The sequence below is a fragment of the Paenibacillus sp. FSL R7-0345 genome (genome assembly GCF_038595055.1).
Lineage (GTDB): Bacteria > Bacillota > Bacilli > Paenibacillales > Paenibacillaceae > Paenibacillus_AQ.
The window spans coordinates 1,287,534-1,301,784 of sequence record NZ_CP152002.1 but is presented as its reverse complement, the minus strand read 5'-3'; the positions used below and the strand labels follow the sequence as shown (position 1 = coordinate 1,301,784).

At 51.9% G+C, this 14,251-nt stretch carries 17 protein-coding genes; 8 read left to right on the top strand and 9 right to left on the bottom strand.

Annotated elements, in window-relative coordinates:
- Nucleotides 1–186 precede the first annotated feature (186 nt).
- The 3 genes from alr to NST84_RS05495 all read right to left on the bottom strand — a co-directional run bounded on the left by alr (nucleotide 187) and on the right by NST84_RS05495 (nucleotide 3,563).
- A complete protein-coding gene (gene alr, locus NST84_RS05505) occupies nucleotides 187–1,368 on the bottom strand; it encodes an alanine racemase (RefSeq protein ID WP_342564627.1) in 1,182 nt (393 codons plus the stop codon).
- A 225-nt stretch (nucleotides 1,369–1,593) separates the two neighbouring features.
- Nucleotides 1,594–2,676, bottom strand: a complete 1,083-nt coding sequence (locus NST84_RS05500; protein WP_342564626.1) for an outer membrane lipoprotein carrier protein LolA — start codon at nucleotides 2,674–2,676, stop codon at nucleotides 1,594–1,596.
- Between the two features lie 422 nt (nucleotides 2,677–3,098).
- Nucleotides 3,099–3,563, bottom strand: coding sequence for a hypothetical protein (locus NST84_RS05495; RefSeq protein ID WP_342564625.1), 465 nt, complete (start codon nucleotides 3,561–3,563; stop codon nucleotides 3,099–3,101).
- A gap of 190 nt (nucleotides 3,564–3,753) precedes the next feature.
- Here NST84_RS05495 and NST84_RS05490 point away from each other — a divergent pair, with 190 nt between their 5' ends.
- The 4 genes from NST84_RS05490 (at nucleotide 3,754) to NST84_RS05475 (ending at nucleotide 7,016) form a co-directional block, all read left to right on the top strand.
- On the top strand, nucleotides 3,754–3,936 hold the full coding sequence (locus NST84_RS05490) for a hypothetical protein (protein WP_342564624.1): 183 nt from the start codon (nucleotides 3,754–3,756) through the stop codon (nucleotides 3,934–3,936).
- Between the two features lie 174 nt (nucleotides 3,937–4,110).
- Nucleotides 4,111–5,016: a WYL domain-containing protein gene (locus NST84_RS05485; protein ID WP_342564623.1), complete on the top strand. Its 906-nt coding sequence runs from the start codon at nucleotides 4,111–4,113 to the stop codon at nucleotides 5,014–5,016.
- Nucleotides 5,016–6,008 carry a hypothetical protein gene (locus tag NST84_RS05480; protein ID WP_342564622.1) on the top strand — a complete coding sequence of 331 codons (993 nt, stop codon included), beginning with the start codon at nucleotides 5,016–5,018 and terminating at the stop codon, nucleotides 6,006–6,008. Before NST84_RS05485 ends, NST84_RS05480 begins: the two co-directional genes overlap by 1 nt.
- A 33-nt stretch (nucleotides 6,009–6,041) precedes the next feature.
- The gene (locus tag NST84_RS05475; RefSeq protein ID WP_342564621.1) at nucleotides 6,042–7,016 is read left to right on the top strand and encodes a hypothetical protein; all 975 of its coding nucleotides are present in this window, start codon (nucleotides 6,042–6,044) and stop codon (nucleotides 7,014–7,016) included.
- 6 nt (nucleotides 7,017–7,022) lie between these two features.
- On the opposite strand, the gene NST84_RS05470 is transcribed toward NST84_RS05475, so the two are convergent.
- Nucleotides 7,023–7,886 (bottom strand): AraC family transcriptional regulator, encoded by an 864-nt coding sequence (locus NST84_RS05470; RefSeq protein WP_342564620.1) that lies wholly within the window; start codon nucleotides 7,884–7,886, stop codon nucleotides 7,023–7,025.
- Between the two features lie 141 nt (nucleotides 7,887–8,027).
- Here NST84_RS05470 and NST84_RS05465 point away from each other — a divergent pair, with 141 nt between their 5' ends.
- The 3 genes from NST84_RS05465 (at nucleotide 8,028) to NST84_RS05455 (ending at nucleotide 9,562) form a co-directional block, all read left to right on the top strand.
- On the top strand, nucleotides 8,028–8,450 hold the full coding sequence (locus NST84_RS05465) for a MarR family transcriptional regulator (RefSeq protein ID WP_047171033.1): 423 nt from the start codon (nucleotides 8,028–8,030) through the stop codon (nucleotides 8,448–8,450).
- A gap of 135 nt (nucleotides 8,451–8,585) precedes the next feature.
- On the top strand, nucleotides 8,586–9,245 hold the full coding sequence (locus NST84_RS05460) for a hypothetical protein (protein WP_342564619.1): 660 nt from the start codon (nucleotides 8,586–8,588) through the stop codon (nucleotides 9,243–9,245).
- Nucleotides 9,242–9,562 carry a hypothetical protein gene (locus tag NST84_RS05455; RefSeq protein ID WP_342564618.1) on the top strand — a complete coding sequence of 107 codons (321 nt, stop codon included), beginning with the start codon at nucleotides 9,242–9,244 and terminating at the stop codon, nucleotides 9,560–9,562. Before NST84_RS05460 ends, NST84_RS05455 begins: the two co-directional genes overlap by 4 nt.
- A gap of 88 nt (nucleotides 9,563–9,650) precedes the next feature.
- On the opposite strand, the gene NST84_RS05450 is transcribed toward NST84_RS05455, so the two are convergent.
- The 3 genes from NST84_RS05450 to NST84_RS05440 form a co-directional block, all read right to left on the bottom strand.
- Nucleotides 9,651–10,607: a DUF4367 domain-containing protein gene (locus NST84_RS05450; protein WP_342564617.1), complete on the bottom strand. Its 957-nt coding sequence runs from the start codon at nucleotides 10,605–10,607 to the stop codon at nucleotides 9,651–9,653.
- Nucleotides 10,604–11,194 carry a sigma-70 family RNA polymerase sigma factor gene (locus NST84_RS05445; RefSeq protein WP_342564616.1) on the bottom strand — a complete coding sequence of 197 codons (591 nt, stop codon included), beginning with the start codon at nucleotides 11,192–11,194 and terminating at the stop codon, nucleotides 10,604–10,606. The genes NST84_RS05450 and NST84_RS05445 overlap by 4 nt, the downstream gene beginning before the upstream one ends.
- Before the next feature lie 155 nt (nucleotides 11,195–11,349).
- Entirely contained in the window at nucleotides 11,350–12,513 is a 1,164-nt protein-coding gene (locus NST84_RS05440) for an MFS transporter (RefSeq protein WP_342566358.1), read from the bottom strand.
- Between the two features lie 302 nt (nucleotides 12,514–12,815).
- Between NST84_RS05440 and NST84_RS05435 the strand changes: the two genes are divergently transcribed.
- On the top strand, nucleotides 12,816–13,391 hold the full coding sequence (locus tag NST84_RS05435) for a TetR/AcrR family transcriptional regulator (protein ID WP_342564615.1): 576 nt from the start codon (nucleotides 12,816–12,818) through the stop codon (nucleotides 13,389–13,391).
- Nucleotides 13,392–13,430: 39 nt separating this feature from the next.
- Here NST84_RS05435 and NST84_RS05430 read toward each other — a convergent pair whose 3' ends face one another.
- Together NST84_RS05430 and NST84_RS05425 are read right to left on the bottom strand one after the other, a co-directional pair.
- Entirely contained in the window at nucleotides 13,431–13,595 is a 165-nt protein-coding gene (locus NST84_RS05430) for an aspartyl-phosphate phosphatase Spo0E family protein (protein ID WP_342564614.1), read from the bottom strand.
- 228 nt (nucleotides 13,596–13,823) lie between these two features.
- Nucleotides 13,824–14,240 carry a MarR family transcriptional regulator gene (locus NST84_RS05425; RefSeq protein ID WP_342564613.1) on the bottom strand — a complete coding sequence of 139 codons (417 nt, stop codon included), beginning with the start codon at nucleotides 14,238–14,240 and terminating at the stop codon, nucleotides 13,824–13,826.
- Between the last annotated feature and the right edge of the window lie 11 nt (nucleotides 14,241–14,251).

Below are 14,251 nucleotides of genomic sequence, written 5' to 3'. Positions count from 1 at the left end.
CTGCCCTTGTGTTCCAGTGTTGCAATATACAAGGAATTTTATACAAGGAATATATGCAGATAGTATATCAAGTATGCTGCATCCCATTATAAACTAGAAATGGCGGTACGTATAGACTATATGTCACACTAGCCCTTACGATTATCCTTTGTATTCTTTTCCTGTATACAATATTGTGTCACCGGATTAAGACTGCAGCAGAGGGTTCACCAGGTTGGGAGCAGCACCCTCACGTATATATACGCGGGGTACACGGTGAGCCAGCATACAGATTACTTCGTAGTGAATCGTGCCTAAATGGAGTGCCAGTTCATCCGCCGTAATATAGGCGTTGCCCTGGCGGCCGATGAGTACAACCTCTTCGCCAGCTTGGATTTGTTCCGCTTCTCCAGCGAAAGATTTGAGCGTTACCATACACTGGTCCATGCAGATTGTTCCGACGACCGGAGCGCGGCGTCCGCGTATTAGCACCTCCGCCTTGCCTGTCAGCATGCGGGAATATCCGTCTGCGTACCCCACCGGAAGCGTTGCAATGATCTCTTCGCTGTCCGTGAAGTAGCGGGTGCCGTAGCTGATGCCGTAGCCGGACGGCAGTGTCTTAATGTATACCGCCTGTGTCTTCAGCGTCATTACCGGGTGTAAAGCCACGCGCTCGTGGTTTACCTCTGATGATGGATAAAATCCGTACAAGCTTATGCCTACACGCACCATGTTACTGGATAGGAAAGGTGTATCAATGGCCGTAGCGCTATTGCCCGTATGTATGATCGGGATATGTATATCCTTGTCCCGAAGCGTTTCCGCCACGCTCATGAACCGCCGGTACTGCAACAGTGTATAGCTTTTGTCTTCTTCGTCTGCCTTGGCAAAATGGGTAAACATGCCCTCCAGCTCCGCTTGCGCTGTCCGGCCCACTTCTTCGATGAAGCCGGGGGCATCAGCCGGCAAAAGCCCTAGCCTTCCCATCCCGCTGTCAATCTTGATGTGTACCTTCAGCCGGTGCTCCGGATCTGCAGGAAGCTGCTTTACCGCCTCCAGCACCTCCGGTGTGAATAGTGTTACGGTCACCTTGTTCTCCCAGGCTACGGCAATGCCTTCCGGTGAGGTATAGCCCAGTACCAGGATAGGAAGTAGTATTCCCGCCTGACGCAGCTCCAATGCCTCATCCAAAAAAGCTACACTAACATAGTCCGCTCCAAGGCGTTCAAGCTCCCGCGTCACTTCCACTGCCCCGTGGCCATACGCATTTCCTTTGACGCATCCCATAAATTTAGTCTCCGCCGGCAAAGCCGCCCGGAAAGCTTCATAATTGGCACGCAGATCATCCAGATTTATTTCGGCAACTGTAGGTCGATAGCTTGCTTGCACTTCAGGGTCACCTTCTTAATTGTAGTAAAACACCGTCACGGATAACCGCAGCGTTGATAGTCTTACTGCCAATGGTAATCTTAGCGAAGGATGCTGTCAATGTGAGCAGGGCTATCTTTTTGCGGATACACCATAGGTCCTGTCATCGTCGTCAAATAGTGCAAAAAGCGGATACAGCTTGTAGAGGATTGGCTCCCACAATGCGCTGTATCCGCCTACAGAATATTACTTACCCGATTGTGACTGCATAGAAGCGGCAATTTGCATCATTTCGTCAAGCGGCAAATTTGCACTCGTAATCCGGAACTCTACCCCGTCATTCATCCAGGTCAGCGTCTGCTGCTCGTCACCGGTAAGTGCCCCTGCAGTGAATCCCAGATCGACCAGCGTTGCCGGAGCCAGCGATACGGCACGGTCCAGCGGGCGGGCTTCCATAATCGTATACTGGTAATCCCCTTCATAACGGATGAGCACCGCATGGTCCTTATTGCCTTCGATTTTGTGGTAGTCCTTGAAGGTTACGCCTGCCGGTATGTATTCCGGCTCAATAACCCCGAAATCGCCCAGCTCCGCTGTTACCTGCTCCGCGTTTTCTTCCCCGGCCGGCGCCGCTACCGGATTTCCGTTTTCGTCAACCTCGGCCACTGTGCTTTGGGAAGGGGTGCCGGTTGCCATATTCTTTTGCATATCAAAAGAATCCTTGGTAAATTCCGGATCGAACTTGAAGCTGTCAAACTTCACATCCACCACAACCTTGGCTTCGGAGTCGGAGACCTGAACCTGCTTGGGCTCATAGGTGTTTTTGGCCAGCCAGATCTTCTGCCGCACAAGTGCGCTGCTCTGGTAGTTCGCTGCCACCTCGAATACGTAATTGTCGCCCTCCTCCGTCAGCAGGCGGTTGTTATCGGCGGTGATGCCGCGCAGGAGCGTCTGGTACAGATACACCTGACCCTGATTGTCCGGCCAGTCGCTCTGGAAGCGGAAGCTTTTGCCGAGGCTTGGCGTGAGCACGAATACCCCTTCATCATTACGCAGCACAATCTGCGTTACATCCTTCTGTACATTGGAGAGACTGATCCGGTAGTACGAAGGGTTCTTATACCAGACCTCCACCTTATACTCCTGCGGCTGTTCACCGGTATAGAGGGTCATCGTGCCTGCCCCCTGATAGGCCCCCTGCTTGCTCTCCAGCTTGTCAGACACAGCATTCAAATCCTTTACCACGGAAGCGGCATCCTTCTTCCCGCAACCCGCGAGCACCAGGGCCACGCTCATAATGATCGCGAGTACCCATGTTATCCGGCGCATGACATCATCCCCTTAACCTGTTTTGAAAAGCATTGATTAGTACATGTCTATGAGGGACTTGGCCGCAATATGCAGACGGGCATGACAAGCCGGAAGGATAATCGCGGGGGCCGGGATTAATGGGGGATTAATGGCCCGGGGCGGGGTGTATGGCTCGTCCGGGATGAGATTAAAGGGATTTTTCCCTTTGATCCGGCGCCTTTGGCCCGCTGGCAGTGCCATCAAAGGGGCCACCACTACCCTTGATTTCCTTTTCCCCTTTATTTTCCTCTCTTCCTTCACTTACTCATTTACTCATTCACTCTCTGCCTCCGCCCACATTTAACTGTCTGCCCACATCAAACGTATCTGAACAAGTTACTGAACAAATCAGCACTAAAAAAGCCCGCACTCTGAGCAGGCTTAAACTTATCTATATAAACCTATGTATGCGCATCCCACGACCAGTTAAATCCGCTCAGGTCTCGGATCAGCAGGCCGCTGCGCTCTAATCTGACCAACTCTTCCTCCACACCGGTGTCCAGAAAACTCATATGCTCATGAGCGGTGTTAGTCAGCCAGGGTTCCCCGTTTTTCAGGAAACAGAGGTCATCCGGCAGCCGGGGCTGCACCCAGCTATAAAGCCCTGAGGTATACTCCAAAAGAATAGCGGCGGCTTCCTGCGCACAGCGGAAATAATGAACGTCAGCGTAATGCCCGAATAACTTTGTCCCCGGCCAGTCGTCCTCCTTCAGCGTTTTAATATGGTACGGCTGCAGACGCTCCAGCAGCTCCACCCCCTCCGTCTCCAGCGCCATCTGATCCCTTTTGACCAGAATAAAAGTATCACATACTTCCAGTGCAAGCTGAATTAGTGTACGGTAAGCTTCGCCAACAGGCTCCTCCAAAATGGTATAAATGATAATCCCCTCCTTATTAAACAGGCTTTTACCCGCTGCTGAGACAGGCAGAGCAGCAATTGCGGTTATCTTACCACAAAATTTCCTCCCCCTTAACTGATACGACATTTTATGTCGTACCACCTGTTATATACTCCGGATGTAACAATTAAACTAGCGAAATGAGGAACGCAGACCTATGCCCAAAACAAAACGCGGACGTGTGCTTTGGTCCCTTCCTACACGGGGCCGCGGGACATGCCCGATCTGTACAAGCACTCGCATCAAGCTGCTTTATCCGAAAGTAAAAAGCGACGGCACTGGAGTTAAGGTATGCAAACGGTGCAGTAAAGCGCCGCAGGTTAAAGTGGACGCTATCTGAAGCTGCTGCTTAACGGCTGGCTGTCTTCCTGATATAAGTCGGGGGCGGCCAGTCTTGTCTCATATCCGGATTGTCACATAACGAGAGGCTGCCTATACTGGAGCATATAGGGGCCGCTGCGACATAATCTTTTTATCTACTATTTATTATTTACTCTGAAAAGGAGACTTTTCCTTGAGCCATACACACCGCATCCAATGGTTCGACCAGCAGGTGAGAACCGGCCGCTATCCGAACAGCAGATCGCTCGCAGAGCAATTTGAAATCTCCAAGCGCCAGGCTCAGCGGGATATTGAATATATGGCTTCCTCCTTGTGTGCACCGCTTCAGTACGTAGCCAGGGAACGCGGCTATTGCTATGAGGATGACAGCTTTATGCTGCCTTATCTGTATATGACCGATCAGGAGAAGCAAATCCTTAAATACCTGGCCTACCGCTACAGCCAGTATAATTACGAGAACGGGCCGGGGATACGGCGGATCGGCCATCTGCTGAGCCGCCTGACCGGACAGCAGGAGCTGGAGCGCGAGGCACGGCTGCCGCTTTTTGCGGTAAACCCCCGCAGCCTGCAGATGTTTGAGCTGCTGGATCATGCCATCCGAAGCCGGATCACCGTAAAGCTGATCTACGACGGTACAGACGGCGAGCTTGAGCTCTGTCCGCTCAGGCTTGAGAATCATTACGATGCCGACCATCTTATCGCAAGACCTGCGGATCAGCAGGCGGGACAGCCCAGATACTATCTGCTGTCCTCGATTCTTCAGCTGCAGCTGACCGGTCAGCATTTCCCGGACGGGCCTGACCCTGGCTCCCAGACGGAGACAGGACGCAGGCTGAAGCCGTTCACTGCCCGGCTCCGGCTGACAGCTGCCCCGCCGGACGGACACTGGTATGGCTTCCCGGCGCGGCTTCACAGCGGAGATTTCTACGAGGTGGATTTTCTGGATACAGAGCTGTTCATCCGCCACCTGCTGATGACAGACTGGCTGGAGCTTACCAGCCCTAAATGGCTGCAGGATAAAGTTGCCGCCAGATGCAGGACTGTACTCCATTTACTGAACCCGGAGGAACCAAATTAATGATACTGGATCATATTCAGATGCGCCGGGAGTCAAAATCCTTTACAGATGCAGCCTACGCTATTCTGACCGCAGCCGGCCGGTTTGACGGGCCCAAGTTTATGCTGTCCGGACTCAGCGGCATGGCTTTCAAGTTCGCTGCCCACCGCAGGCTGCTCCCCCATTCGGTCACCGCCTATGGACAGTGGGGAACCGAGCATAGCCCTGGCATCGATAACCTGGGGCACTATACCGTCTACGATGCCGGACGCTCAAGACACAGCTCCTTCGGGAGCTATCAGCAGGATGCCGTCAACTGGGTCCGTCAAAGCATTGATTCCGGTATTGGTGCCGTATATTGGATACCAGAGTTCGGCGTTATTCAAGGCTATGACGATGAAGCTGAAATCTTTTATCTTCAGAACGGCAGTTCCACAGGTACACAAGTACTGCTGTACGACAATTTTGGGATCAATTTTACCTCCTTTTGGTATTGCCGGATTTTTGGGGATCAGGTGAGCATTCCGCTGACAGATGCTGTACTGGAATCACTGCGGCTCGCACTGTATGACTGGGAAACTCCATACAAAACGCTTCCCGATCAGGAGATTGCCTCCGGCCGGCAGGCCTACAGATATGTAATTAATGCACTAGAGCAAAACGATTACCATGCTGAAGGTGCCGGCTATCTATTAGCTTCCTACCTCTATTCACGCATAGAAATCAGGGATTATCTGCAGGAGGTTCAGTGGCGGTTACCGGGCCTTGACGAGGTTCTCCTTCTATACGGGGAGCTCACAGATCTTACTGGTCCGGAGATCCAGGCAGTACTGCCTGCCCTTTCCAAAGGGCAGAAGCTGCCGGAAAGCCGGCAGGCTTCATTAGGCAACGTGCTTAGACAGGCTGAAGCTCTGGAAGACCGGGCTATGTTACTCATCCGCCTGATCTCCGGACGCTACCCTGACCGTAAACGGTCGCTTGTTCCCCGGTGGGGCGCCCATACCGCCAGGTAGCTAACAACTCCTCTCCAGAAAGCAGGATGATCTATGAGCGCAATTATACTTCCCTCCGTTCAGTTCAGAGCGGAGTCCCTTTCTTTTACAGATGCTTTGTACGGTGTACTTGCGGCCAAGGGCTGGTTTAGCCTGCCCAAGCCGATGCTCGCCGGAATGACCGGGGCGTGCTTCCGCTTCTCTGTCCACCGGCAGCTTCATACCGATTCAGCTACCGCCTACAACTGGATGGCAGAGCATCTGGTGGCCTGCGACCTGATCGGTGTTACTGCTTCACAGTGGGGCGGATTCCATTTCACACCAACCTTCCCCCTTTATCAGCGTCAGGCTGTCCGGGACATCAAAAGCTCCATCGACCGCGGCACCGCCGCCGTCCTGTGGAAGGACGGATTTGTTATTGTGAACGGTTACCACGAAACAAAGCAGCTGTTCTACTACCTGGACGGCCGGTCGGCCGGGGCACAGGAGCTGTCTTTTGCCGAACTGGGCCTGAATCAATCGCCCTATTGTTATTATCAGATCTATGAAAATCTCCTTGAAACCGATGTGCTGCAGGTCATCAAGGAATCCTACATCCAGGCAGTATTCAGAGCAGAATCGCCCGATATTATGCTTCCCGAAGCAGACTATGCCTGCGGGCTCGCCGCCTATGAAGCTATCCTTAACGCGCTGCATTCCGGCAATTATGATGCTGCAGGCGCCTATGAAACCATCTCTGTCTACGCCGCAGCCAAACGTGATACCGCACAATATACACGGTCTGCCGTAAGCTACTGGGCTGCTTCACAAGAGGTAGCCGGGCACTATGCTAAATTGGCCACCCTGTATGAAAAAATGCTGGACTCTACGGAGATGAACAGCACACCTGGCGCTCTGTCTGAACCCGGCAGCTCCTTCATAGACTTATTTCACGCTGCCCGGGCAGCGGAAACAGCAGCTATCCAGTCGATCCGGACGCTGCTGCATGAGCCGATTGCCAACCGCTTCCATGATGTCGGGCTGCGCTGATAGCTGCTATTCAATTGGAAAGTAGAGATCCATAAAGACTGAATTGCCGTGCTCAAGCTTTTCTTCAAGCCAAAAACGCTCTTGGGTACAAGAAGTCTGGTACCCCTTACTGTTTACCCAGGCCGCCAGCTTCTTCCAGCCCAGCGGAATCCGCTCAAAAGGATCAGCGAACGGCTCGGTAATCCGCAGCACAGCATATTTACAGCCTTCCACATGCTTATAACTTAGCTTGGAGTCCAGAGAGCCGGGCTGCTGATCAACCGCTATCCAATATTCATAGCCGCGCAAACCCTTTTCCTGCTCCCCGTCAGTAACAGGCACATCGAACCCGAATTGCCTTGCTCCGGCCACCCCGTTGTGCAGGGCCCAATCCGTGACCATTGCAATGACTTCCTCCTCCGGATTACGGCTGATTTTTTTTCCGCTCACAACATCCATGGACTCCAGGCTGCCAATAGATACCTCACTTAAATAATCCACTGTTCCACCTCCGCGTAATTGATTAACCTGCTGGCCCAATACCGGCTTAGGCGGCATAATATAGCCTGCATTCCTGCAGCTGCTGGGCAATTGGCCGAACTCCTGCTGAAAGGCTCTGCTGAACGCCCGCTCTGAGCTGTAGCCGTAATCGAGTGCAATGTCCAGTATTCTTTTTCCCTGCATAACCTCCAGCATCGCATACCCCAGCCGCCTTCTGCGGACATACTCCATCAGAGTGACATCGAGATGAATGCCAAACAGCCGGTGAAAATGAAACTTGGAGAAGCCGGCATATTGAGCGCATTCTTCAATAGAAAGCGGCTCCTTAAGCCTCTCCTCAATATAATCAATCGTTCTCTGCAGACATTCTATATAATCAATAGGCTCCACCTCCTCCCTGATTGCAACGGTTAAGCCAATTATAAATAAGATATCCTTCTCACCGCAGGACATTTCTTGCTGCTTCCGGGCAATAAAGTTATAATCTCTATATATTTTAATAACTAAAATAGTTATGGAGCGTGTCTGCCGATGAGCACGGATCAACAAAAATCACAGGCTATCCTTGGCCTTATGGATACAATGGCTGCCGTTCAGCAGAAATCACAGGTATTCATTGAACGCATCACTCAGAAAGAAACCCTGAGCCAGAATCAGCTCATGCTCCTGTTTCAGCTACAGCTGGCCGGCAGCCTGAAGATAACGGAAATCGCCGAAAGATTTGTTGTCACACCGGGCGCTGCCTCCTCCATGTGTGACAAGCTGGAAGAGGCCGGCCTCATTCAGCGGGTCCGCACGAATGAGGACCGCAGGGTGGTCAACATCGAAATTACCGGTGAAGGCACCCGGCGGATTCTGCAGCTGTTCGACAGGTTTGAGGCCGCCGAGCTGCACAAGTTTACAGATACTCTTCACCAGATCAACAGCCTGATGAATGAAATTACCAGCCAATAAGCTCCGTCCAGCACTGCCTCGTTGATGAGGCGGTTTTTTTTTGTATGCCGGAGCGAAATTTATTTTATTGACTATATATTATAATGAATATATATTTTAATTATTAAAATAAATTTAGATGAAGGTGATCACTATATGCTTAATCCATCCGCCAAAACGGTGACAGCAGATATGCCTCCTTTTAAGGTAAGAGGTGCCCATACCCGGCGTAAAGATTTGACTGCGTCCACAGTTGATGTGTTTGGCCATTTCAAAGCGTCAGGAACAGTGACTGCAGGCCGGCTTAAGGTTTCGGGAGAATGCCGGATTGCCAGGCATTGTCTGGCGGAACAGGTCGACAGCTTCGGAAGCCTGAGGGTACATAGCCTGGAGGCAGGGCATGTCCGGTCCAGCGGATACCTGTCGGCGGCAGAAGATATTACGGCAGTAACCTTTCTGGCAAAAGGGGCTGTTCAGCTGGGCCGGCTGACCGTTGCCGAATCGGTAATCATCCGCCTTAGCGCCCGCAGCAGAATAAATCAGCTGATAACACAGGGCTCCCTGACCGTGAGCGGCTCCCTGCTTGCTTTTCCTTTGCTCAAGGGACCTTTTCACAGATTAGACTGCCGCCTGCTGGAAGGCGAATCGCTTAATCTTGAGCATACATCAGCTGAAAGGGTCTGCGGCAGCAGGATCAGCATCGGACCGGGCTGCCACATTCAGGAGGTGTGTTATACGGAAAGCCTGCATATCGACAAGGCCTCCACGGTAACGAAGATCATAAAACTCAACGGTCCAGGAGGAACGCCAGAATGAATAACGGAATGAATAACGCTACTGCTTTCCGCAAAAATGCTGCATCCCTTGCCGGCAAAATCTTTGTCAGCCTGTTTATGCTTCCAATTCTGGGTGTGTGGACAGCCGGCAGCGCAGTTTGTTCAATCCTATCCGTAATAGCAGCTTTTCTAGGATTATTCGGCTGGAAGGGCGTCTCACTCACCCTTTATCCCGGGTATGATCTGCCGCGTATCCTCAGTTTTCCGTTAGGACTCGTACTGGCTCTGCTGCTGTATGCTTCCTTTGTATATACCAGACGTTTCCTCCGGCGCTGCCTGCACTATATTAAATCCTGATGTCTGGCCTGCCCCAAGGCAGCAGAAAGAGCCCGCACCAGGGCGGGCTCCTCTTTTATATTTCCAGCCGATACCGTACAGCCTCCGGTTAACGGAGCGATTCGGCGATCTTCAGCACCTCTTCCCGGTCCAAACCGTGGGATACAATATTGTACAACACGCCGTCGGCTTCCCAGTCCAGATTCCGGTCATCCATCATTACGGCGTCAACACCATTAATCTTTAACGGTTCCACTTTACCGTCGAAAGACATTTCGTAGGCCGTTTCCTTGTCGGAATAACGGAAATGCATTTTGAGGTCCTGCCCTTCATGCTCACTGCTAAAGAACAGATCGAGATACTTGCCGTTAACGCCTTCCTCCGACTTGTAGAATTCCCCCCGGTCAAAAGCAAAGCCCTCCGGCAGATACTCCGGCAGCTTAACCTTGAACATCGCGTATTGGTCCAGCTCCGCCCGGCTCTTCACGGCCACTATACGCTCTGCCGCTTCCTTATCACGCTGCTCCTGTTCACTTTTGGTAATCAGCTTATCCCCGTCAAAATTAACGATCTGCTCTCCGGCAGCGTTATAAATTTCATCAACCTTTTGTGAATCGGAAGTGATTACATTCCCGTCCTTGTCGAACAGCTTGCCCTCCCATTCCTTTGGAAAATCGGGAAGCTGTGCGGCATCCATCTCATGGGCAATAATGTTACCGAGGTTAATGCTCTGCAGTACTCTCCCCATTAGCTCCTGGGCAAAGGACGGCTTGACGAAGCTGATGCTCAGCGCACCGGCTACCAGCAGGGATGCCATGACCATAGCCGGGCGTTTCCACTGTGTTTTTATTTTCATTTGTTGTGCCTCCTGTTTAAGTTGGGTACGGCTCTGTACATTGGCAAGCACTGCCGCCTTATGAGCCTTGCTGTAATCCGCTCCGGCCAGTGCCCGGCCCAGCTCAAGCAGCTCAAGTGATTCCTGCGGTCCGCTCCAGTCTGCAGTATTGTTCAGATGCACACCGTCATCAACAGCTTTTGCAAACTCCTGCATATAGTCTTTTTTCACAGCTGCTCCACGCTCCCTATGTCAGCTTTCAGCTTTTTCATGCTCCGGTACAGGATCACGCCGACGTTGCTCTCGGACATGCCGGTGAGGCCGGCAATCTCCTTATTTTTCAGATCCGCACCGAATTTCAGCGCCACAATATTCCGCTCCTTGGTTGTCAGAGTATCCAGTGCCGTGCTCAACCGGTTGTTGCGCTCCCCTTCCAGCAGCTGCTCGTCCGGTGTTTTTTTGCCAGATACCAGCTCCCGGACCGCCTCCAGCGAAAAAAACAGATTTCTCTTCCGGCTGCGGTAATGATCGTTCACGACATTTCTGGCGATGGCGAACAGCCACACCTCAAAGGGCGCTTTTTCCGGGGAGTAGCTGTGCAGCCTGAACCATGTTTTTTCAAAAACCTGGCTGGTCAGATCCTCGGCCGTATAACGGCAGCTGACGCGGTACGCGGTATAGTTGAATATTCTCGAATAGTATTTTTCAAAAATCTCAGTGAACAGCCTGTCCGTATCCGCGCTGGCGGTTGTGCCTGCCGACTCCTCTTCCTTCACTCTCCTGTGCCAAAACGATTGCAGCAATGCGCGCTCTTGCATCTCTCAAGCTCTCCCTTCTTACGCAAATTCACCGGGCCAAGTGATTTACCTCAGCTAATACGCCGGCAGCTGGTTTTCATTACAAAAAAAGACCGCCCAGGCCGAAGTTCAGCCAAGAGAGCGGTCTTCTTAACGTTATAAGTGTCCGGAGGCGGTTAAGCCTGCTGCTTCTTCTCAGTCAGATAATACACGAAAGCCAGCGCTGGAACAGTGATGCCAATCAATGAAGTCAGCCCCCAGCCGCCGTAAGCGTAGGCCCAGCCGCCCAGTGACGAGCCGATAGCTCCGCCGATGAAAAAGATCGCCATGAACAGACCGTTCAAACGTCCTCTGGCTTCATTGCCCAGGGAATAAATCGCCCGCTGGCCGAGCACCAGATTTCCGGAAACCCCCATATCGAGCAGGATGGCTGCGGCAACGAGCAGGCCCAGCGTTACTGCGGAATTTCCCTGGAATAAGTAAGCGATCAGAAAGGCGCCCGCCGCCAGCAGAAAAGCGAGTCCGGTCAGCGGACGGGTCCAGCCCTTGTCAGCCAGTCTTCCGGCAATCGGGGAAGCGACTGCTCCGGCAACACCTGCCAGGGCAAACAGGGCAATCCCCTGCTGGGACAGATGATAAGTATCTGCCAGCCGCAGGGAAACAGTCGTCCAGAACAGGCTGAACGTTCCGAACAGGCTGGCCTGATAAAGCGCGCGGCGGCGCAGTACCGGTGTATTGATCAAAAGTGTTCCCAGTGAGCGGATCAGACCGCCATAGTTGATCGTAGGCACAGGCTGACGCTTGGGCAGCACTCTGGACAGCAGTAAAGTAAGCAAGGCAATGATAACAGCAGAAATGGCATAGATGGCATGCCAGCCCCACAGCCCGGAGACGAAGCTGGCCAGCGGACGGGCGAACATAATTCCCAGCAGCAGCCCGCTCATTACATTGCCTACTACCCGGCCGCGGTGTTCTTCAGCAGCAAGAAATGAAGCGTAAGGTACCAGAATCTGGGCTGCTACAGAACCAAGGCCGATGAACAGAGAAGCGCCCAGGAATAACGCTGCATTCGGAGCAAATGTGGCTGCAACCAGCGCAGCGACGACAACAAGGAGCGAGATTACAGTCAGGCGGCGGTTTTCAATAAGATCGCTGAGCGGAACCACGAACAACAGTCCGATCACATATCCGATCTGTGTCAGGGTGACAATTAGCCCCGCTGCTCCGGATGACAGGTGCGTTGCTGCAGCAATCGGTCCGACCAGCGTCTGGGCATAATACAGATTGGCAACAATAAGTCCGCAGGAAGCTGCCAGCAAAAAGGTAATCCAGCCGGGCATTGCTGCGCTCTTCGCAGCCTTGCTTCCCCCGGTCACCCCGTTGATTTGACTTAACTGATTCATATTAACTCCACCTTTCTTTTTTAAATACTGTACGTTTAGTTTATTAATTATGGCTTTATATTATACTGAACGTTTAGTTTTGTAAATAGGCAGACCAAAAAAGTTTTCCGGTTCAAAAAAGCCTGCTGCTCCCGTTAAGGATTAGCTATTTTCTCCCGATGTTTTGTATAATGAACGTACAGTTTAGATTTAGGAAGTAATACTGCCTTTGAGATGTTGTGAACCAGGAGGACATGATAATGGATAAAAAAAGGGGACGCCCGCGCAATAACGAAGCAGAGGCTGCCATTCTGGCTGCATCCTATGAGCTGCTGCTGGAAACGGGCTTTGAAGCGGTGACGGTCGATAAAATCGCCGAACGGGCCAAAGTAAGCAAGGCCACCATCTATAAATGGTGGCCTAACAAAGCAGCAGTAGTCATGGACGGCTACCTCTCTGCAGCTACGGCACGGTTACCTGTGCCGGATACGGGTTCTGTAAGGGAAGATATTATCAGACATGCAACAAATCTGGCGGTTTTTTTGTGCAGCCGGGAGGGCAAGGTCATTACCGGGCTGATCGGTGCGGGGCAAGCTGATACCGGGCTGGCCGAAGCTTACCGGACACGGTTTTTCGCTCCCCGGCGGCAGGAAGCCCGCCAGCTGCTGGAACGGGGGGTTACTCGGGGGGAGCTGAAGCCTGATCTGGATATCGGCTGCTGTATTGATCTGCTGTATGGCCCAATTTTTTACAGGCTGCTGATTACCGGGGATGTTCTTGATGAAGCTTATGTTACAACAATTACAGCTTCTGCCTTCGAGGGAATTAGACAGTAGCTGCATTAGCGGCGGTCATCCGGACTGAACGGATCACTTTTATTTATTACCTGAATCCAGTCTTGTATATGTATTAATCAACTCATCCAGCTTCATCGACTGTCTGATCACCCTGGGGTGTAGCAGTCCGTGGGTTTGCTCCATCTGATTAAGTCTGGCCCGTTCTAACTCAATCTGCTTGCGCAGGACTTTGAGCTTCTCCATCTGCACGACCTCCCGTTCATATTTTAGAGGGTTATGTCAAAATATAGGATGGTAAGCTCAGTGCATCACTGCATATAAATTCAAAATACCGTATGGACTCAGATGCGTTTGTATTTATAAAAATCCAAAAGGAAAAGGCCTGCCGGCTATGTACCGGAGGCCTTTTCCCATATTAAATACCTTGCTTTGATTATGATGTCAAGTGTAGTCTGCTCTGCTCAGTCTGGTTTACAGCTTGATCCGCTCCAGCAAACCGAGCAACTGCCCCTTCTCCTCCGGTGTAAAGCCTTCATACACTGCCGCCAGCATCGCTGCCGATACCTCCTCAAAGACCGGCTGCAGCTCCCTTCCCTTACTCGTGAGGGACAACCGGAAGATCCTCCCGTCCGTCTCATCCTGCTCCCGCTTCACATATTCCAGCCGTACCAGTTTATCCACCAGCGCTGTGATCGTGGACTTATCCTTATCAATCGAGGCGGACAGCTGATTCATCGTAATATTTTCCCGGATGAACAGCTGATACAGAATGTCTCCATGAGAAGGGGCAATACCGTGAATATTATGCTTTTTAAGCTCCCGTTCAATAAATCTGTTGCCACTCCGGTGAATGCGGCCAATGACCGCCAATATTTTATTCTCATCCATAGTCCCATGTT

Coding starts and splice junctions, on each gene's coding strand:
- NST84_RS05500 (WP_342564626.1), bottom strand. CDS start 2,676: ATGCGCCGGATAACATGGGTACTCGCGATCATTATGAGCGTGGCCCTG.
- NST84_RS05490 (WP_342564624.1), top strand. CDS start 3,754: ATGCCCAAAACAAAACGCGGACGTGTGCTTTGGTCCCTTCCTACACGG.
- NST84_RS05480 (WP_342564622.1), top strand. CDS start 5,016: ATGATACTGGATCATATTCAGATGCGCCGGGAGTCAAAATCCTTTACA.
- NST84_RS05475 (WP_342564621.1), top strand. CDS start 6,042: ATGAGCGCAATTATACTTCCCTCCGTTCAGTTCAGAGCGGAGTCCCTT.
- NST84_RS05465 (WP_047171033.1), top strand. CDS start 8,028: ATGAGCACGGATCAACAAAAATCACAGGCTATCCTTGGCCTTATGGAT.
- NST84_RS05460 (WP_342564619.1), top strand. CDS start 8,586: ATGCTTAATCCATCCGCCAAAACGGTGACAGCAGATATGCCTCCTTTT.
- NST84_RS05455 (WP_342564618.1), top strand. CDS start 9,242: ATGAATAACGGAATGAATAACGCTACTGCTTTCCGCAAAAATGCTGCA.
- NST84_RS05445 (WP_342564616.1), bottom strand. CDS start 11,194: ATGCAAGAGCGCGCATTGCTGCAATCGTTTTGGCACAGGAGAGTGAAG.
- NST84_RS05440 (WP_342566358.1), bottom strand. CDS start 12,513: ATGCCCGGCTGGATTACCTTTTTGCTGGCAGCTTCCTGCGGACTTATT.
- NST84_RS05435 (WP_342564615.1), top strand. CDS start 12,816: ATGGATAAAAAAAGGGGACGCCCGCGCAATAACGAAGCAGAGGCTGCC.
- NST84_RS05430 (WP_342564614.1), bottom strand. CDS start 13,595: ATGGAGAAGCTCAAAGTCCTGCGCAAGCAGATTGAGTTAGAACGGGCC.
- NST84_RS05425 (WP_342564613.1), bottom strand. CDS start 14,240: ATGGATGAGAATAAAATATTGGCGGTCATTGGCCGCATTCACCGGAGT.